The following is an 18,539-nucleotide window of genomic DNA, read 5'->3' on the forward strand; positions in this document are numbered from 1 at the left end:
GCGTAATCTTATTTATTAAATTTATTATAATTCCCTTAAATTAAGCTTAACGCTAAGTATTAAACGATTCAACATACTATAATTTGACATAGAGGAAAATTTAGGTTTTCAATAATTGCTCCGATTTTCGAAAATACCGAGGAAATTCAAGATGGGCGTCGAATAAAGTTTGGTAAGTAGTGGGTTTGGAAAAGGGGTGTTAATATGAATATCGGTTATGAAAATGAAACGGAATATAAACGAGAGATTATAAAATTGAATAAACAGGTTAAAGGATTATTGGACATTTTCAATTCAATGTCCGAACCTTATATTAGGGTTGATGAGAAACTAAGGCTTACATATGTCAATGATGCCGCTTGTTCCCTGCTGGAAACATCGAAAAATCAGCTGGTTTCGATGAAGATAACTGATTTTTTCGATGCCATCCCTTTAAGTAATCAGGAAGAGTCGGGTTCCCGAAAAAAAATGGATGGAAGAGAAAGAAAGATGATCCAGCTTCATACGGGGGCCCTTAAGCAAATTGAATTTGTGCTTATGGGTGAACTTTCCGAAGGGCAGCAAATTTATCGATTGGAAGATGTGACATTGGATGTTTCTTTCTCCAAGGAAACAAGAATGTCTAGGCAGATGTTTTTGGACATATTTGATGCAGCGGTAGAAAGTATCGTCCTTTTCGATAGTTCGGGAATCATCATGGAAGTGAATCATGCATTTATCCACTTTTTAGGGATCCCAAAAAAAGAGATTGTCGGAAAGAATATGATGGATCTCATATCCCCGGATTACAAGACCTATTGGGAAGAAAGCATACAAAGTGTCTACGCAGAGTCGAACTTCAAAGGAGAGGTAGAGTTAATGGTCCGGGATGTACCGCATCATTTTACATTTTCCATTAGTTCTACGGTCGGAAATGAATTATACATGTCGGTATTAGGAAGACTTACAGAATCAAATTTAATAGAAAAGAAGTTAGAGACGAGCGAACGGATTTTTGCGGAACTATTCGACCAGTCAATGGATGCGATTATATTTTGGAATGATGACGGGATTATTTTTCGAGTCAATCAATCAGCATGTAAAATATTTGAATCCAGCCGGGAGGAATTGATAGGGAGTTATATCTGGAAATATGTGTACAGCAACAATCATCATTTTGGCCAGATGATGGAAACGTTTGAAAGGGACACCCAAGTGAGGGGCGAACTGATTTATAAAATGCCGAATCATCAAATTAAATTACTTGAATTGACCGCAAAAAAACATGAAGGTGATGGGTATAACGTAACAATTTTTCGAAATGTCAGCGAACGCTGGCTGATTGAGAAGGAATTAAGGGATAGTGAAAAGAAATTCAGGAAAATTTTCGAGGGAACTTTGGACGGCTTGATTTTATGGAATCATGAAGGGTTCACGGATATTAATGAAGCAGGTCAGAAAATATTGGAAATATCGAAGGATAAACTACTTTCTTTGTCTGTAAAGGGATTCATTAAGAAAATTCCTGGAAATGCACCTGACGTGAACGCACACATTGAAAATGTATACAAGCATGAGGTCTACTCATCCATCATTCCGATAACATTTGAAGATGGGAGAGTTAAGCATATCGAATTCTTAACGAGGAAAAATTTATATTCGAACCTGAATCTAAGTATTTTCCGTGATGTGAGTAAAAATCTTGAAATGCAGGAACAGATCCGTAAATCGGATACATTGAATGTCGTGGGTGAACTGGCGGCAGGGATTGCCCACGAAATCAGGAATCCAATGACGGCTTTAAAAGGTTTTATCCAGTTGCTTGAGGATGGTGTTAAGGGGGATTTTACCACCTATTTTCATGTGATTACATCCGAAATTAAGCGAATCGAAACCATTATTACGGAATTTTTGGTATTGGCAAAGCCACAGGCGCTAAAAGTTTTTAAACAAGATGTTCATACCATTCTGAGAGAGACACTAGAATTGCTTGCAGCTCAGGCACTGCTGGAAAATATCCAATTTGAAACAGACTTCGAAGAAGAAGAGTTTACTGTTTTATGTGAAGCGAACCAGTTGAAACAAGTATTCATTAACATCATTAAAAATGCATTGGAAGTCATGCCGGATGGTGGAGCTGTTCGAATTAAAACAAGCAGATATTCAGAGAAACACATTTGTATTTCAATTACTGATCAAGGTATGGGGATATCGACGGAAAAGCTGAAAAAGTTAGGTGAACCTTTTTATACGACGAAGGATAGGGGAACGGGGCTGGGGCTGATGGTCAGCTATAAAATCATAGAAGAACACAATGGTTATATAGAAGTCGAAAGCGAAGTAGATAAAGGGACGTGCTTTCATATATATTTGCCATTCGAGTATTGATAATAGAGTGGGGAGAATAACATTGCCCACTGTTCAGTTAATCAATTTGTTAATGGGGATCCTTTTTCAAATGGATTCCTTTTTTTTTCGCATCTTTATGATGCAGCAATAAGTTGTACCAATTTTGAAAGGATGAAACTCAAATTTGTACTTATTATCTATGATAGTGAACGGACGAAGGATTCTAACGTACAGTGAAAATCAAAGGGGAGAACTTTCGAATCAGGTTCGAAAGGGCAACATATCAGGTCAACCGTATCAAGAAATTTCCGTCATATCCTGTCTGCAGGCAGGTCAAGCTTTATCGCAATTTAAGAAGTTTTGTCTTTTTTTGCGAATCTATTTACATATAAGGAATATTTTGTAATACTTCATTATTATGATGTAACTTTAAAAGGGCAGGAGTAGTGAATGTAGTTATGAATTCTAGGTGTGCAACGGAAATTTGTTCTGAGATTCGAATGAAGCGTTGGGAAATGATGGAGTTGGCAAAAATGTATGGGATAGGTCATGAGTATACCCTTCGCCAAAGCGAGCAACTTGATAAACTTATAAATGAGTATTTGATTCTTCAGCATCATTCGTCAGTGGAAGTGAGAAACAAGCGAGAAGATATGGTTGTAATTGTTCAGAAGCCCTTCCATGGGGATATTACATTTTAAATAGAACTAAAATGCATGCACGACCAAGCGGTAGGGAGAAATTCACTTTTGGTTAAATGATTAGTTGTTCGTTACAAACGGAAACGAACTTGAACTTTATGAAGATTTCTGAGAATAATTCAAGAAATATACATATACGGTTTGAAGCCGAAATTCAACTGAGTTGAATACTTGTAAAATCTTTTTGTACAAGCCGTGTATGGAATCCAAAGCATTTTAAGAAGAAAGGGCTGACTCACTTTAAGGAGCCAGCCGGACGTGTCGGAAATCACAAAACTTCCAATAATATAACCATGAACAATAGACCGACAATAAAGGAATAAGTGGAAGTGCGCTCATTTCCATCCCCATGACTTTCAGGGATCAATTCCTTATAAACAATGAAAAGCATGGCTCCTGCGGCGAAAGCAAGGCCGTATGGAACAAGGAAACCAATGTAAGAGGTTAAATAAAAACCTAATAAACCCGTTATTATTTCGATGGTACCAGTTAAGGTGGCTATGAGGAACGCTAGTAATTTTCCGATTTTTTGGTGGATTAAAAACAAGGCGACTAGTAAACCTTCCGGGGCATTTTGCAGGCCGATGGCAAAGGCGATCAAGTTACCCGTATCTGCCGTATCCGAGGCGTAACTGACCCCAACAGAAAGCCCCTCAGGAATATTATGGAGAGTAATGGCAGTGATGATAAGCAATGCCTTTTCATCGAACTGAATACCACTTTTCGTATGGCTGAGATCGATATGCGGAATATTTTTTTCCATGATCGTTAATGTCATTACCCCGAGAAAAACCCCAATGACAAGCTGTATATACCCTCCGGTGGCAAGGGACTCCGGAATCAGGCTCAATAACGAAGCAGCCACCATGATACCAGCGGTAAATGCCAGAAGCGTGTCTCTGAATCGATGTGTGATCGAACCTTGAATGAACAAGATCGGTAACGCACCGAAACCTGTAGACATTGCAGATAAGATGCTGCCTAATAAGACTCCACTCATAAATTTCTCCTTTGTATGAAACATATCACTACCTAATTTGAAAATTTTGGGTGAAACAATAATTTATTGTATTGAGATCATAATAAATAGGTTCCAAGGAAAAATCCGTTTTACAGTCATGCATGCTTTATGTGAATCATTCTTCGGCATACCATTTTTTCAATGTTAGATCTGACGGCAGCAAGAAGCCGATGATTCCCAGCAATGGCAAGAATCCCACCAGCTTAATCATGGATTCGATTCCGATCATATCCGCAATGGTCCCTAATGATACGGATCCGATGGCCCCCATCCCAAAGGCTAACCCTACTGTCAAACCGGCCATCGTTCCGACTTTACCTGGTACCAATTCCTGTGCGTATATTACAGTGACCGAAAAGCTGCTCATTATGATGAATCCTGCTATCAATAGCAAGATAAAAGCAGCTGTAGGAGGTACGAATGGTAAAAGTGCGGTTAGCGGCGTACTGGCAGCGAAAGAATAGAAAATCACATTTTTGCGTCCGAATCTATCCGCAAGCGGTCCGCCGAAAAACGTACCTACAGCACCAGAGGCTAAAAAGGCAAATAGGAAAACCTGAGCGGATTTAATCGTGAATGAATGCTGCTCAATTAAATAAAAACTGTAAAAGTTCGTCATGGCTGATACATACCAGGAACGTGCAAAAATAATGAACAAAATTAAAACCAATGCTTTGGCCACTTTATGTGACCGCTCTTTATTGATGACTTTTGCAGCCAGCTTTTTCGGCTGGAAGTGAACAAGTTTGTGAGAATACCACTTGGCAATATACAGTAATAGAATAACGGCCGTTAAGGCAACCAGGGCGAACCAGAGTGCACCTTTTTGGCCAAATGGAACAAGCACGATGGCAGTGATGAGTGGGGCAAGGGCCTGCCCGCTATTCCCGCCAACCTGATAAATCGATTGTGCTAGGCCTCTCTTTGGACCTCCTGCCATGTAGGCAACCCTAGAGCCTTCCGGATGGAAAATGGCAGACCCGAAGCCCATCAGGATGACTGCACCGAGGATAATGGTATAGCTTGGGGCAATAGCAAGTATGATGACCCCAATTAGTGTGCTGGTCAATCCAATTGGCAATGCATAGGGAAGGGGTTTTTTATCCGTATAGAACCCAACAGCAGGTTGCAGAAGTGATGATACGATATTCAGGCAGAATGCAATCATCCCCAGCTGTGTATACGTTAGCGACATTGATTTCTCGAGGATAGGGAACATGGCCGGTACAACGGCCTGAAGAGAATCATTCATTAAATGGCAAATGCCTATGATGATCATAATTTTCAGAGTCATATCTTGTTTGTTTGTGTTTGTTTTAACGGCAGAGATACTTCCCATATGTATATTTCCTTCTTCCTGTATAAATATGTCTACATTACCATATGTAGGTTCATCAATCATGAATCGTTTGTCCTGTCTCTTATAAAGAATATACTTCAATGAATGCCTAAGGATGTTCTTTTATTAGTGGTAAGCAGATTGTAACAGTTGTACCCTTTAAAGGCTTACTTGTAAGCTCGATGGTTCCACTGAATGAATCAATAATTCGTTTACACACAAATAGCCCTAATCCTGTACCTTCTTTTTTCGATGTATAGAAGGGCTCGAACACTTTGCCGATATCTTTTTCATTAAGTCCTTTCCCAGTGTCGATGATTACGATTTTCGCCCGTTCATTTTCATGGTAAATTCGTATCCTTAACTCTTTTCCAACCTCCATGGCCTCGAAACCGTTTTTGGCAATGTTAAGAATGACTTGTTTGAGTTGGTCCTTCGTACAATGAACCCTGATCGGTTCCTTTATGATATTCCATTCCACTTCAATATTAAAGTGACGTGCTTCAGATTCTATTATTGGTCTCAATTCAGCAATAATACTGCGAATATCATATAAGGATAAAGTCTGGGCCATGGGCTTCCCTAAAATTAAAAACTCGCTGACGATACTATTGATCCGTTCTATTTCTTTATTGATGACAGAATAATAAAACTGATCTTGTTCTTCAGGGTGCTTTTCACCCAGTAACTGTACCAGTCCTTTTATGCCTGTAAGTGGATTTCTTATTTCATGTGCAGTACTCACAGCCAATGTACCGACAAAATCTATTTTTTGCCTATCGATTAATAACTTTTGGTTTTTCGTATTGCTACGGACGATCAGTTCCTCAACGATGGTATAGATCATATGAGTAAAAAAGAAGGTGAAAAACACAAACATCAAGAAGACATTCATGTTATTTGTGTTAAGCGCGTCAGGCATCTTGACGGAAAGGGTCCAATCCACTTCGGTCAAAGGAACATCCACCCATGGCGAACGTCCAGCAAAGTCTCCAGCATTTATATCTAAAATTCGTGTTTTATCGCTTGATTCCAGCATCAAGGTCTGATCAGGGATGAGCATTTTTAATGTCTTTTCCATATGGTCCAAACTAATTTGGACCAATAAAAACCCTTGGGCCTTTTTATCATGATCCAGAATGGGAGCGAAAATGGTGAAATAATGTAAACTCGAGTTATTTGACTCCTTAGTTCCTACAACAACGGCTTTCTGAGTTTTTACTGCACGGTCCATATCATCCTGTCCAATTAAATAGGAATGAAAAAAATCCTGATTCGTCCCTGATATGGAAACGCCATCCTGATTTAGCCAATATACTCCTGCATACCTCGGATCTGTATCCTTGATCCATTTCATAAGATGCTCGGTTTTTTTATCATCCAAATAAAGAACAGAGCTGCTAAGGCTCAGCAATTCAAGATTTTTTTTCGTTTCACTAATTACTTTGTCTATGTATTCTTGATAAACCGTTCCCGCCCATTCAGCTTGTTCCAGTCTTTCTTTTTGGATGGAACGTTCTAAATGCATCCAATAAATGATGGATAGAATAAATAATGGTAAAATAACAATAAATAAATATGTGCTGAATTTATGCCTTATTTTCATGTTTGTCACTACTTTAACTTTTTTTCAAGTATATCAAACTGTGTAATTAAACAATAGTACATACTATTGAAGGGCAAATTGACAAACAAGCCATAATGTCATATAATAACTTTTAATTCAAGATATTTTAATTAAAAACTTTTAAGGTTGTGAAGTTATGGAGAATAATAACATCCAACAGTCTTTGAAACTGTTCATTGTGATGTCTAGAGCTCATCGATCAATTAATGATGTGGTAAATAAACATATAGCCGAAGAGGGTTTGAATCCCACTGAGTTTGCCGTACTGGAATTACTTTATCATAAAGGCGATCAACCTCTTCAACAAATAGGTGGAAAGATCCTGCTAGCGAGCGGCAGCATTACCTATGTCGTGGATAAACTTGAACAGAAGGAATACCTTCAGCGAATAGCATGTAAAGAGGACCGTCGTGTAACCTTTGCCAAAATAACGGAAAAAGGAAAGGCCTTTATTGAAGGGGTATTTCCGGAGCATGAAAAAAGAATCGATGATATCATGAGTGTACTTACGCAAGATGAAAAGGCTACCGTGATAGAATTGCTTAAAAAAATCGGCTATTCCGCTCAAAATTAGCTAATGAACCAGCACCCTCGTTTTATATTTGGTGCTGGTTTTTTATGTTTAAGTGCATGAGGGTGCGATGAAGATCATGGCTAGTAAATCCTGATTTGATTCTAGGACTTGAAGGTTTTTAATAGTTGATTGGCGAATTTAAGTATATTACGAAAATCACGATTAAGGAGAATATGTCTAAAAATAAATGATTTTTTGAGTGTTAGCGTCAATCTGGATTTTGAAGAAAAAAATGGTGTTAAATCGTGTAAAGGAGTGTACATATGAAATTTAATGAGTATGAATATAAACGTCCTGAAATGGATGTAATTAAAACCCGTTTCATGAAGGTTTTAGAGGAATTTGCGGGTGCTAAAAATGCAGATGCACAAATAAAAGCCATGGAAGAAATTAATGAAATTCGAAACTATGTAGGTACGATGTTTAATTTGGTTTATATTCGACATTCGATTGATACACATGATGAATTTTATAAAGCGGAGAATGATTATGTAGATGACTTCTCCCCTGAAATGGAAGAATTGACTTCAAAATTTTACAATGAACTTGTTCAATCAAAATATCGTAAGGAGCTTGAGGCGAGATGGGGTAATCAACTGTTTGACTTGGCGGAGGCCCAACTTAAAACCTTTTCGCCTCAAATCATCCCACAACTGCAAAAAGAAAATAAATTATCAAGCGAATATTCGCAATTAATTGCTTCCGCAAAAATTCACTTTGATGGGAAGGAACTAACACTTGCACAGCTTCAGCCTTTTATGGAGTCGGCGGACCGTGAATTAAGGAAAAATGCAAGTGAGGTATATTATGGCTTCTTTGAAGAAAAGCAAGGGGAATTGGATCGAATATTCGATGAACTCGTCAAAGTGAGGCATGAGATTGCGATAGCGCTAGGTTATGTGAATTTCGTGGAACTTGGGTATTATCGAATGACAAGAACTGATTATGATGCAAAAATGGTCGCTGCATTCCGAAAACAGGTGAAAGAGCAAGTGGTACCGCTTGTTACCCGGTTGAAGGGCCGTCAGCGCGAACGCCTTGACTTGGACAATCTGTACTATTATGATGAGAATTTTCATTTCAAAACGGGCAATGCCGTTCCTAAGGGAGATGCTGAGTGGATCATCGAAAATGGGAAAAAAATGTACCAAGAGCTTTCGCCTGAAACGAATGAGTTTTTCAATTATATGATAGAAAATGACCTGATGGATCTTGTGGCGAAAAAGGGAAAGGAAAGCGGGGGCTACTGTACTTTTATAGAAGATTATAAAGCACCATTCATCTTTTCTAATTTCAACGGGACTTCCGGGGATATAGATGTTTTAACACATGAGGCAGGACATGCATTCCAAGTGTATCGGAGCCGTAACCTCGATATTCCAGAGTACTACTGGCCTACATATGAAGCCTGTGAAATCCATTCGATGAGTATGGAATTCCTTACGTGGCCATGGATGGAGCTGTTTTTCAAGGAAGATACGGAAAAGTATAAGTTTTCCCATTTAAGTGGGGCACTTACATTCCTCCCTTATGGGGTAGCCGTTGATGAATTTCAGCATTTTGTCTATGAAAATCCTGATGCCTCCCCTCTTGAAAGAAAGCAGGCTTGGCGTAAAATCGAGAAGGAATATCTGCCGCATCGCGATTATGAAGGCAATCAATTCTTGGAGAATGGCGGGTATTGGCAGCGACAAAGCCATATTTATCAGTCACCTTTTTATTATATCGACTATACATTGGCCCAAATATGTGCATTCCAATTCTGGAAAAGGTCGGCTGAAAAAGATGAAACGGCCTGGAAGGATTATTTGAATTTGTGCAAACTTGGTGGAAGCAAATCTTTCCTTGGACTCGTGGATACTGCGAATTTGGAATCTCCATTTGTTGAGGGGACAGTTCAGTCAGTTGTGAAGGGAATAGACGGATGGCTTTCCAATGTCGATGATAAAGCATTATAAAAGGTAGGGATTTACTAGATACCGGATTTTATCAATGCTTCAAAAAAACGCTTGAGGATGCTTCCTTAAGCGTTTTTATCTTTCCCATACCAAGAGAAAGGGCGTGTTCGCTTTAAATTGGCTATCATCCCCCAAAATCATTACGAAGGCCGTTGGGGATTACCCACAGAGTGATATGCCGAAAGGAGTGGATAGGGAATGTTTGAACTCAACATGTTAGAAAGAAAACTTGTTTTTTAATGCCTTTAAGCCAAGAAAAAAACTGCTATTTCAGGAATATTACTTGGCTTGTCTTAAATGTATCTTCCTTACATATAAATGTAGGGAGGAGGGGAGAGTATGCTGTCAAGGTGGTCAGGAATTTTTCAGATTGCAGCCGTATATGTAGGGACAGTGGTGGGTGCGGGTTTTGCAACTGGAAAAGAGATTGTCGAGTTTTTTACCCGTTATGGCTTTTATGGCTTTATTGGGATTTTAATAGCAGGTTATATTTTCATTTTTACAGGAACGAAAATCATGCTCATATCCTCGAGGATCAGGGCATCTTCTTATGAGGAGTTCAATCAATTTCTTTTTGGCAAGAAAATGGCCGGGATCATCAATATCTTTTTCCTTATCATGCTGTTAGGGGTGACAGCGGTCATGATTTCCGGTGCAGGTGCCGTTTTCGAAGAACAACTTGGCTTGCCGAAAAGTATGGGAAGCTGGTGTACGATCATCCTGGCAACCTTGGTTTTGATGATGGGAATGCGCGGTGTATTCACTGTAAACTCATTTGTTGTACCAATCATGATCTGTTTTAGTTTGATCCTTTTTTTCTCGACCTTGGGAAATGGAGATTTCTTTAAGAACCTTACAATGGTTCCTGATGAAGTGATCACATTGAAAACAATTTTGTCACCATTTGCCTATACAGCCTTTAACCTTGCTTTGGCACAGGCTGTATTGGTTCCGGTTGCGTATGAAGTCCGGGATGAGAAGGTCATCAAACACGGTGCGATTCTTGGAGGCATATTTCTAACCATCATTTTATTAACGGGGCATTTTTCACTTATGACACTTCCAGACGTGAATAGTTATGAAATTCCTTCAGCTGTTATCATGAGAACGGCAGCCGGGCAGTTATATTGGATGTTTATTTTGGTGATATACGGGGAAATATTCACTTCAGTCATTGGAAACATATATGGATTACAGCGCCAAATCAGCAGTTATATTAAATTGCCAAGCATGCTGATCATCGCTTTGATTTTTTTTATAGCTTTGATCATAGGTGAATTCGGATATGGAAGGTTATTAAGATATATTTATCCAGTTTTTGGATACATAAGCCTGCTTTTTTTAATGCTGGTCTGGAAAAGTAAGGCAGGGAAGGAGTAACGAAGAATGGGGGGCTTTGCTCTCCTTCCCGGAATTTAATGGGGGATCATTCTTTCAGCAGTGTCTTGGCCATCTCTAGAAAAGCATCACGGTAATCCTTATCTTTTTTCGTGAACATTGTTAAGCGGACGGGTGCTTTTTCATCCTTGAGCAATATGGAAGTAATCACATCATCCCCACTTTCCACTTCAAACCCAGTGCCGTTTTCCACATTAAGTGCTGGCTCCTTAATCGTTTCTGAAAGACTTTTTAGTTGTGCTTGAACATTTTCTTCCACTTCATCCCAGTTGACATCCTCCTTCAACAATTCGATTCTCATATAAATGGAGTCATCTTCAGTGAGGAAAACGATATCTTTTCCTGGTTCTTCAGCACTTAACTTAAATTGTTGCAAAACGTAGAGGCTGAACGGTTGATTATCACTTTTTTTTAGAAAGGCAGTTTTTTCTTTCACTTTCCCATTACTCGTATATTGCAAGTTTTGCTCCATCAGTCTTACTTTGTTGTTTTTTCCGATATTGCCATTGTCCCCATGAGAAGAATGGTTTTCATTTTCCTCTTTTACTGAATCCTCCTGTTGCTCCTCTGTGAATTCGTCTGTGGTTGATCCACAGCCAGTCAGCAGTAAAGCTGCTAATGTGGCACTGCCTAAATAACGTGTCCAAATAAACATCTCTTTTGATCACTTCTTTCTAATGTCATTATCAATGTAAACATTTCCTGTAATCTTACGTATCTTTCACCTTTAATGAATAGACGGTATGAAATGAAAATTGTTACAAAAAATAACAGAGAAACAAAAAAGGATGATTACTAAAAATGAAAACGGAATGGTTATTGAGAAACCATTCCGTTAGATTACATTGAGTTAACCTATAATTTTATAATTTTTATGGTTGACGACGGTTTTTTGTTCAAGTTCCAAATCACGATAATTTTCCATATACGTGACGTCCACGATCACTGAGTTTTCGTTCACTTTCTCGACGATTCCTTTCAAGCCTTCTCTAAATTCAATGATATTTCCAACTTCCGCTTTCTTCATGGTAATCATCCTTTCCCATTTTGTTTCCAATGATCAAAAAGTAACTATGGAGTAATTGGATTATTCGAACATCTTGCCTTTTAGATTTTGACGTTGGGAGTGCAAGTAAGAGAATAAGATATCTCTACTGTCGGTACGGTAAGCTAAACATTTAAAGGGGGGAGTGCAGTCTTGTAATGAATTGGCATCATTTGGTATAACTTGTAAGCGCAGCTATGCTGCCAGTATGTAATCCTATGTACAAAAAATACCAATCATTTTACATTATGATATTTTACTATACAGTTTGCACTATTTTATAGCATTCGTAAAGAATAATGTAGCAAGTGCTCCCCAAAAAATTCCGATTTATATTTAAAGCCAAGCTTATGATAAAATGGAAACGGAATTTCTCCTGTCTGAATACGGATAGAAACAATTGATATGTAAGGAGGATAATATTTTGAATGCAGAAGAAGCAAAAGATGTACTCGATAAACTGGCAAATCGTGAAATGGATGAATTCAGGATATCAAAGGAAGATTTTTTAGGTTTTCGAGAGGTTCTTGTGAAAAGGGAAGACTTTAAACATTTTCGGGGAAATGCTCACCATAATGGAGAGATAATCTATACGTATTTACAAGAAGCGAGAAGTTGATGAAAAGGAAATTCGGGGTGGCTCATATGATGAGCCACCCCAATGTTATTTACAATGGAAAATCACTTGCTTTTTTAATTTTCTTAATGCGGAATTTCTCCATGATTTGACGGCTGCGGCAGTTACCTGATATATCTCGGCAATTTCTGTCACTGTTTTATTTCCCAAGTACGTCTGCAAGAGCCAGCGCTGCTGATTCAGTGTCAAGCCTTCCGTGTAGTGGAGGAAATTATCGATGGCGAAGGCTTCTTCGAGCTTTGAAAAAGGGTCTTTAATCTCTAGGGTGGCGGAATCAATGGGTGTGTTGCGGGTTTCATATTTATGATGACGCTTTAATTCGTTTAGAATTCGGCCTTTGATTACAGTATAAGCGTAGTTATGGAATTGTCCGTATTCCTTATTGAAATTTTCATTTGACTCCCATAAGGCAATCAACCCTATTTGGTAATATTCATCCTTGTTTTTATAGATGGAAAGTGATCGGATAATATGATGGATCATCGGCGTGAATTTTGTTGCTAGAGCTGAGAAATCTTCCATTATGCATGGCTACCTTTTGAAAAGTGCACTTTCGTGTATTCCCGGGTGCTTCTACCGTATATAATTTTTTCGGCTATAGCGAAAAGGCATAACTGAAAAATGGAAGGAATAAAAGGGGGGTTTTCAGGCGGCAAATCAAAAGTTTATGAAATGAAAAGGGACATTCAAGTGATCTTGAATGTGGGGGTGACCAAATGAATAACACATCCTAAAATTGGATGAGCCGAAATAATTCATTCATTCTTCTTCCGATGGATTTTAAGTTCTTTGACGTTGATTTCCCCCCAGGCACTCGCTTTCCGCGGGCGGTCCGGGAGCCCTCCTCGGCGCTGATACGCCCTTGGCCGCGTATTCCCTCAGGAGTCTCGTATGCCTGTTCCTATCAACTTTGTTTTGAAATTTAGATGGACCTTCTTTTGTCTACAAACTGAGGGATGGAGCAATTGCTCATCCTTTTCTACTGAACTTTTCATTTATATGAACTACGTAAAAAAAACCTACGTAAAAAAAGAGCCCTTTCACCATAAAGCTAAAAGTGAAGGACTCTTGTCTTTTATCGAATTTCAGTTTGGCCAAAGCATCCGCCCATGCAGTATTGGCGTGCCCTTTTATTTTTTTTGAAAAACCAGGAAGTGGGGGAGAAAAGCTAAAACGAAATGCTTCATTGTCACTCATTTTGATTCCCTCTAACACTCCAAGGTAGACAAATTGCTCAAACCATTTTGTTAACTCTGTGATTTTCTGAATCCGGCATCCTGTGCGTCTTGTTCTGTGCAAAACATTTCTTCTGGTTTAGTTATTTCGTAATATTGGCCAGAAGGGATGTGATAGATTTTATTGCCTTTAGAGTTTATATTCCCTTTAATTTTTGGATTGTTGCAAGATGAGTTCACAGTTGTCTTTTCCACTGATACTTCTTTGGACTTCGAATCATCAAAGCCTTTTGATGTTGCGTAGTTTTCAATTGACCAAATACCGATTTGGTCTTTTTGGGCTTGTTTCTGAATATTTTCCAATTCATCAAGATATTTAGTGTTCGGTGCATAAACATAGGCGACCCTGGCCAGTCCTTTTTCAAGCAGGAGTTTATTCACCATTTTTCCATCTACATAAAAATAGGCCAGCAGCCGGCCATATTTATCTCTTTCACCAATACCAGGTTCTACTTCCACTTTCGAGCCGGCAGGCATTAAATCCTTGGTGAACTTGCTCGCTTCAGGGCCGAAAGGCTGAACGGGCTTGGATGGGTGCACGGTTTCCGGGGTATCTATCAATAGAAGCCTGACCGTTTCTTCATTTCCATTAGGCATTTTGATCTTTACTGTATCTCCGTCAACAACCCTGATGATTTTGGCTGTGAATGTATGGCCCTTTTCTTCATTAGAAGAATCTTTAATGGATTGGATATCTTTATTGGATGTCGAATTTTCCTGTTGGGATTCATCATTCAGGATATCCGAGGCGCCCTGGCAGCCAGTCAAGATGAGTAGGGAAATGGCAGTCAGGAGTAGCACATGCAGACAAGAAGGTAAAAAGGAATTTCTGTTCATTGATAAAATGCCTCCATTTCAAAGGTGTTTTCCATGTTTGTCATGGATATAATCGCCAGGAATAATACTACCCTATTAAAAAGGGAAAGAAAATGAAAAAATTTACATTCATTGCTACCACATACCATGATAGTTTCTTATAATGATATGGTGAAGTATGAGAGGCAGGCGTGAGAAATGATGTTTAGACTCGAAAAGATTAGATATAAAGGCATTCTACATATTGATAATTTGACTATATCGGCAGGAATGGTTACTTGCTTGACTGGGGAAAGCGGAGCAGGAAAAACTTCACTGCTCCGTTTATTGAACAGGATGGATGATCCGGATAGCGGGTCTATCTTTTATCAAGATCAATTGCTGGAAAGTCTCAATCCGATAGAGCACAGACGTAAAGTCACAATGTTGTCTCAGACACCGTTCATTTTACCGGGAACGATTGAAGAAAATCTCCAAATGGGTTTGGAATTGACAGAACGGGAAAAGAAGGATGAAACTGAATTGGAGAAGGCACTCGAAACGGTCCAGCTGCAGAAGGCTTTAACAGATGGTGCGGAGAATCTTTCAGGCGGGGAGAAACAAAGGCTTGCACTAGCGAGATTACTTTTGTTAAAACCCGAAGTGTATTTACTGGATGAGCCGACAGCAGCTCTCGATGAGGAAACCGAACTGAAGGTTATGAGCCGATTTTTAGAAGAAGTGAAGCTTGAAAAAGGAACCGTCATCATGATTACCCATTCAAGACAACTTGCTGATATATGTGCTGAAAAGATGATCATTCTGAAAAAGGCGAAGGAGGATGACTATTAATGGAGGGGAATGGGATAATAGATATTGAGTTCTGGCGTCTTTGTGCGGCCTACGTCTTTGTAGTCGTTCTGCTGATTATCGTGAAATGGAGAGGGATTTCAAGGGAAAAGCAAATCATTCTCGCTACGGTGCGGATGACAGTCCAACTTATTCTTGCCGGTTATGTTTTGACATATATCTTTGAAAATCCCCACCCTTTACTTTCCTTAGGATTTTTATGTGCGATGGCCCTGTTCTCCATCCATAATATTTTTAAGCAAGTGCCCTATACGCTCAACAAGAAAATCAAAAGGATGGTTATCCTAAGTATGTTGACAGGTCCCATGGCGGCCTTGTTTTATTTTAATGTGGTGGTGATCCATTTCACTCCTTGGTATGAGCCAAGATATTTCATTCCAATAGCAGGGATGATCGTGGGGAATGCTATGACTGGAGTGACGTTGGCGCTTAAAAACCTCCATGATGGGATATGCAGTAATCGTGAAAAGGTAGAGGCGATGCTGATGCTGGGAGCGACTCCGAAAAGGGCTGTCAAGAAATATGTAGATGCTGCATTCGATTCGGCAGTACTTCCAACTTTGAACAATATGCTCGGGATGGGGATTATTTTCCTTCCAGGAATGATGACAGGTCAAATTATGTCTGGGATAAGTCCGCTCATCGCAATAGAATACCAAATTGCCATACTTATCGGAATTCTCGGGAGTGTTTCATTAACGGTGGTTCTTTTCATTATGTTGAGTTTCAGAGCCTTTTTTACCAAAAATGCTCAATTGTCCGTATAATTATTAATAAATCTGAAAAGTAATAGTTGCAGTTCCATCTATATTTTTGTACTATTTTTTAGGTACTAGATAGTTTTGGTTTGTTTGTTGGGAATGATAATGCTATTCTGTTAAGGAAAAGGGCATTTCTTTTTTCAGTTCTTTCCTGAGTGGAAATAGAAACCCCCTTACATAACCTATTTTTGTTAATTTATCTTAAAGGAGATTGATTTATATGGTAGAAAAAACATTTACAGTAACTGCAGAAACAGGAATTCATGCTCGTCCGGCTACATTGCTTGTACAAGCTGCTGGAAAGTTTGATTCAGAAATAAATCTTGCTTACAAAGAGAAAAAAGTGAACCTTAAGTCCATTATGGGTGTAATGTCCCTAGGTATCGGCAAAGGGGCAGAAATTACGATTACTGCCGAAGGAAGCGATGAAAATGATGCATTAAACACACTTGCTGAAACATTGAACAGAGAAGGATTAGCAGAATAATGTCCACTTTGATTAGTGGAATAGCAGCTTCAAACGGAATAGCCATCGCTAAAGCCTATCGACTGACTGAGCCAGATCTATCGATTGAAAAAAGAAGCATAGAAGATGTCGGGGCGGAAATATCCCGTTTTAAGGAAGCTATTCAAAAGTCAACAAATGAATTGGAAGTAATAAGGGAAAAAGCAGAAAAGGATTTAGGAGCGGATAAAGCCGCTATTTTTGACGCGCACCTACTTGTTTTGGCTGACCCGGAACTTATTACTCCTATACAAGATAGAATCCAATCCGAAAACGTCAACGCTGAGTTTTCCCTAAATGAGACAGCAAGTATGTTCATTACAATGTTTGAACAAATGGATAATGAATACATGAAGGAACGTGCAGCGGATATCCGTGACGTCACTAAGAGGGTGTTGTCACATCTCTTAGGTGTTCATATTCCAAATCCAAGCTTGATTGCTGAGGAAGTGATTATTATTGCGGAGGACTTGACTCCTTCCGATACAGCACAGTTGAACCCGGTTTATGTTAAGGGATTCACGACCGATATCGGGGGACGTACATCTCACTCAGCAATAATGGCACGTTCATTGGAAATCCCTGCTGTCGTTGGTGCAAAATCAGTAACATCGTCCATTGAAAATGGTGACATGATCATTATTGATGGGTTAAAGGGTGAAGTTCATATCAATCCTACTCCTGAACTCGTAAAACGCTACGAAGAGGAACAAGTTGCCTATGCTATGCAAAAGGCTGAGTGGGCTAAGCTCGTTCATGAACAAACGGTTACAAAAGATGGTCATCATGTGGAATTGGCTGCCAATATAGGCACACCGAAAGATCTTGAGGGCGTTCATCAAAATGGCGGTGAAGGAATCGGGTTATACCGTACAGAATTTCTTTATATGGGCAGAAATGACTTTCCGAGTGAAGAAGAACAGTTCGAGGCATATAAAGCCGTGCTTGAAGGAATGTCAGGAAAGCCTGTAGTCGTCAGAACGCTAGATATAGGCGGTGACAAGGAGTTGCCGTACCTAGATCTTCCTAAGGAAATGAATCCTTTCCTTGGTTACCGTGCGATTCGGCTTTGCCTAAATGAGCAGGAGATTTTCAGGACACAGCTCCGTGCCCTGCTTCGTGCAAGCATTTACGGTGATCTGAAGATCATGTTCCCGATGATTGCCACATTAGCTGAATTCCGCGAAGCTAAAGCTGTATTGGCTGAAGTTAAGCAGGAATTGCTTGATAATGGTATTCAGGTTGCTGAAAAAATTGAAGTTGGAATTATGGTCGAAATCCCTTCAACTGCAGTGATGGCGGACATATTTGCTAAGGAAGTCGATTTCTTCAGCATAGGGACTAATGACTTGATTCAGTATACGATGGCCGCTGACCGAATGAATGAGAGAGTATCATATTTATACCAACCATATAATCCATCGATTTTACGCTTGGTTAAAATGGTCATAGATGCAGCTCATAAAGAAGGAAAATGGGCTGGGATGTGCGGAGAGATGGCTGGAGATGAAGTGGCTATCCCGATCCTGATCGGAATGGGACTCGATGAATTCTCAATGAGTGCAACCTCGATTTTAAAAGCACGTTCTTTAATTAGCCAACTTACGCTTGAAGATATGAAAAAACTATCTCAAGAAGTTTTAATGATGGATACGAATGATAATGTGAAAGAAGCGGTAGTAAACGCTTTGAAATGATAATTAAATAGTGAAAAACAGCCCCCTCCATAGAATTTTCGTTGGGGG

The 18,539-nt window shown here is 39.3% G+C and carries 17 protein-coding genes; 10 read left to right on the forward strand and 7 right to left on the reverse strand.

From position 1 onward, the window contains the following. The first annotated feature begins 204 nt into the window (after positions 1–204). Both ACFWE9_RS13290 and ACFWE9_RS13295 read left to right on the forward strand, forming a co-directional pair. Positions 205–2,367 (forward strand): PAS domain S-box protein, encoded by a 2,163-nt coding sequence (locus ACFWE9_RS13290; protein ID WP_377357129.1) that lies wholly within the window; start codon positions 205–207, stop codon positions 2,365–2,367. Between the two features lie 419 nt (positions 2,368–2,786). Beyond that, the gene (locus ACFWE9_RS13295; protein ID WP_230157581.1) at positions 2,787–3,029 is read left to right on the forward strand and encodes an aspartyl-phosphate phosphatase Spo0E family protein; all 243 of its coding nucleotides are present in this window, start codon (positions 2,787–2,789) and stop codon (positions 3,027–3,029) included. Between the two features lie 268 nt (positions 3,030–3,297). Here ACFWE9_RS13295 and ACFWE9_RS13300 read toward each other — a convergent pair whose 3' ends face one another. The 3 genes from ACFWE9_RS13300 to ACFWE9_RS13310 all read right to left on the reverse strand — a co-directional run bounded on the left by ACFWE9_RS13300 (position 3,298) and on the right by ACFWE9_RS13310 (position 6,995). After that, complete coding sequence (locus ACFWE9_RS13300) at positions 3,298–4,029, reverse strand: ZIP family metal transporter (protein WP_377357131.1); 732 nt, start codon at positions 4,027–4,029, stop codon at positions 3,298–3,300. Positions 4,030–4,165: 136 nt separating this feature from the next. Further along, positions 4,166–5,389: an MFS transporter gene (locus ACFWE9_RS13305; protein ID WP_377357170.1), complete on the reverse strand. Its 1,224-nt coding sequence runs from the start codon at positions 5,387–5,389 to the stop codon at positions 4,166–4,168. A gap of 109 nt (positions 5,390–5,498) precedes the next feature. Continuing rightward, positions 5,499–6,995, reverse strand: coding sequence for an ATP-binding protein (locus tag ACFWE9_RS13310; protein WP_377357133.1), 1,497 nt, complete (start codon positions 6,993–6,995; stop codon positions 5,499–5,501). A gap of 157 nt (positions 6,996–7,152) precedes the next feature. Between ACFWE9_RS13310 and ACFWE9_RS13315 the strand changes: the two genes are divergently transcribed. The 3 genes from ACFWE9_RS13315 (at position 7,153) to ACFWE9_RS13325 (ending at position 10,928) form a co-directional block, all read left to right on the forward strand. Further along, a complete protein-coding gene (locus tag ACFWE9_RS13315) occupies positions 7,153–7,590 on the forward strand; it encodes a MarR family winged helix-turn-helix transcriptional regulator (protein WP_230157572.1) in 438 nt (145 codons plus the stop codon). A 263-nt stretch (positions 7,591–7,853) separates the two neighbouring features. Further along, positions 7,854–9,548 (forward strand): M3 family oligoendopeptidase, encoded by a 1,695-nt coding sequence (locus ACFWE9_RS13320; protein ID WP_377357135.1) that lies wholly within the window; start codon positions 7,854–7,856, stop codon positions 9,546–9,548. Positions 9,549–9,887: 339 nt separating this feature from the next. Continuing rightward, positions 9,888–10,928 carry a YkvI family membrane protein gene (locus ACFWE9_RS13325; protein ID WP_230157568.1) on the forward strand — a complete coding sequence of 347 codons (1,041 nt, stop codon included), beginning with the start codon at positions 9,888–9,890 and terminating at the stop codon, positions 10,926–10,928. A 46-nt stretch (positions 10,929–10,974) separates the two neighbouring features. On the opposite strand, the gene ACFWE9_RS13330 is transcribed toward ACFWE9_RS13325, so the two are convergent. Beyond that, positions 10,975–11,601, reverse strand: a complete 627-nt coding sequence (locus ACFWE9_RS13330; RefSeq protein ID WP_377357137.1) for a hypothetical protein — start codon at positions 11,599–11,601, stop codon at positions 10,975–10,977. Positions 11,602–11,796: 195 nt separating this feature from the next. Further along, complete coding sequence (locus tag ACFWE9_RS13335; protein ID WP_064505160.1) at positions 11,797–11,973, reverse strand: YkvS family protein; 177 nt, start codon at positions 11,971–11,973, stop codon at positions 11,797–11,799. 442 nt (positions 11,974–12,415) lie between these two features. Here ACFWE9_RS13335 and ACFWE9_RS13340 point away from each other — a divergent pair, with 442 nt between their 5' ends. Beyond that, positions 12,416–12,610 carry a hypothetical protein gene (locus ACFWE9_RS13340; RefSeq protein ID WP_230157566.1) on the forward strand — a complete coding sequence of 65 codons (195 nt, stop codon included), beginning with the start codon at positions 12,416–12,418 and terminating at the stop codon, positions 12,608–12,610. 45 nt (positions 12,611–12,655) lie between these two features. On the opposite strand, the gene ACFWE9_RS13345 is transcribed toward ACFWE9_RS13340, so the two are convergent. After that, positions 12,656–13,150 (reverse strand): sigma-70 family RNA polymerase sigma factor, encoded by a 495-nt coding sequence (locus ACFWE9_RS13345; protein ID WP_377357139.1) that lies wholly within the window; start codon positions 13,148–13,150, stop codon positions 12,656–12,658. 725 nt (positions 13,151–13,875) lie between these two features. After that, the gene (locus ACFWE9_RS13350) at positions 13,876–14,700 is read right to left on the reverse strand and encodes a thermonuclease family protein (RefSeq protein WP_230157564.1); all 825 of its coding nucleotides are present in this window, start codon (positions 14,698–14,700) and stop codon (positions 13,876–13,878) included. A 180-nt stretch (positions 14,701–14,880) separates the two neighbouring features. Here ACFWE9_RS13350 and ACFWE9_RS13355 point away from each other — a divergent pair, with 180 nt between their 5' ends. The 4 genes from ACFWE9_RS13355 (at position 14,881) to ptsP (ending at position 18,491) form a co-directional block, all read left to right on the forward strand. Next, the gene (locus ACFWE9_RS13355; RefSeq protein WP_377357172.1) at positions 14,881–15,510 is read left to right on the forward strand and encodes an ABC transporter ATP-binding protein; all 630 of its coding nucleotides are present in this window, start codon (positions 14,881–14,883) and stop codon (positions 15,508–15,510) included. Next, a complete protein-coding gene (locus ACFWE9_RS13360) occupies positions 15,510–16,295 on the forward strand; it encodes an ABC transporter permease (protein WP_377357142.1) in 786 nt (261 codons plus the stop codon). Before ACFWE9_RS13355 ends, ACFWE9_RS13360 begins: the two co-directional genes overlap by 1 nt. Before the next feature lie 214 nt (positions 16,296–16,509). After that, positions 16,510–16,776 carry a phosphocarrier protein HPr gene (locus tag ACFWE9_RS13365; RefSeq protein ID WP_230157562.1) on the forward strand — a complete coding sequence of 89 codons (267 nt, stop codon included), beginning with the start codon at positions 16,510–16,512 and terminating at the stop codon, positions 16,774–16,776. Continuing rightward, complete coding sequence (gene ptsP / locus ACFWE9_RS13370; RefSeq protein WP_377357145.1) at positions 16,776–18,491, forward strand: phosphoenolpyruvate--protein phosphotransferase; 1,716 nt, start codon at positions 16,776–16,778, stop codon at positions 18,489–18,491. Before ACFWE9_RS13365 ends, ptsP begins: the two co-directional genes overlap by 1 nt. Positions 18,492–18,539: the final 48 nt, after the last annotated feature.

This window comes from Peribacillus sp. NPDC060253 (assembly GCF_042727425.1).
In the GTDB taxonomy this organism is placed as follows: Bacteria; Bacillota; Bacilli; order Bacillales; family DSM-1321; genus Peribacillus.

Excerpts from the sequence above, each read along its gene's own strand:
- ACFWE9_RS13290 (WP_377357129.1), top strand. The coding sequence starts at position 205 with ATGAATATCGGTTATGAAAATGAAACGGAATATAAACGAGAGATTATA.
- ptsP (WP_377357145.1), top strand. The coding sequence starts at position 16,776 with ATGTCCACTTTGATTAGTGGAATAGCAGCTTCAAACGGAATAGCCATC.
- ACFWE9_RS13350 (WP_230157564.1), bottom strand. The coding sequence starts at position 14,700 with ATGAACAGAAATTCCTTTTTACCTTCTTGTCTGCATGTGCTACTCCTG.
- ACFWE9_RS13345 (WP_377357139.1), bottom strand. The coding sequence starts at position 13,150 with ATGGAAGATTTCTCAGCTCTAGCAACAAAATTCACGCCGATGATCCAT.
- ACFWE9_RS13360 (WP_377357142.1), top strand. The coding sequence starts at position 15,510 with ATGGAGGGGAATGGGATAATAGATATTGAGTTCTGGCGTCTTTGTGCG.
- ACFWE9_RS13315 (WP_230157572.1), top strand. The coding sequence starts at position 7,153 with ATGGAGAATAATAACATCCAACAGTCTTTGAAACTGTTCATTGTGATG.
- ACFWE9_RS13335 (WP_064505160.1), bottom strand. The coding sequence starts at position 11,973 with ATGAAGAAAGCGGAAGTTGGAAATATCATTGAATTTAGAGAAGGCTTG.
- ACFWE9_RS13320 (WP_377357135.1), top strand. The coding sequence starts at position 7,854 with ATGAAATTTAATGAGTATGAATATAAACGTCCTGAAATGGATGTAATT.
- ACFWE9_RS13295 (WP_230157581.1), top strand. The coding sequence starts at position 2,787 with ATGAATTCTAGGTGTGCAACGGAAATTTGTTCTGAGATTCGAATGAAG.
- ACFWE9_RS13365 (WP_230157562.1), top strand. The coding sequence starts at position 16,510 with ATGGTAGAAAAAACATTTACAGTAACTGCAGAAACAGGAATTCATGCT.
- ACFWE9_RS13325 (WP_230157568.1), top strand. The coding sequence starts at position 9,888 with ATGCTGTCAAGGTGGTCAGGAATTTTTCAGATTGCAGCCGTATATGTA.
- ACFWE9_RS13330 (WP_377357137.1), bottom strand. The coding sequence starts at position 11,601 with ATGTTTATTTGGACACGTTATTTAGGCAGTGCCACATTAGCAGCTTTA.
- ACFWE9_RS13310 (WP_377357133.1), bottom strand. The coding sequence starts at position 6,995 with ATGAAAATAAGGCATAAATTCAGCACATATTTATTTATTGTTATTTTA.
- ACFWE9_RS13355 (WP_377357172.1), top strand. The coding sequence starts at position 14,881 with ATGTTTAGACTCGAAAAGATTAGATATAAAGGCATTCTACATATTGAT.
- ACFWE9_RS13305 (WP_377357170.1), bottom strand. The coding sequence starts at position 5,389 with ATGGGAAGTATCTCTGCCGTTAAAACAAACACAAACAAACAAGATATG.
- ACFWE9_RS13300 (WP_377357131.1), bottom strand. The coding sequence starts at position 4,029 with ATGAGTGGAGTCTTATTAGGCAGCATCTTATCTGCAATGTCTACAGGT.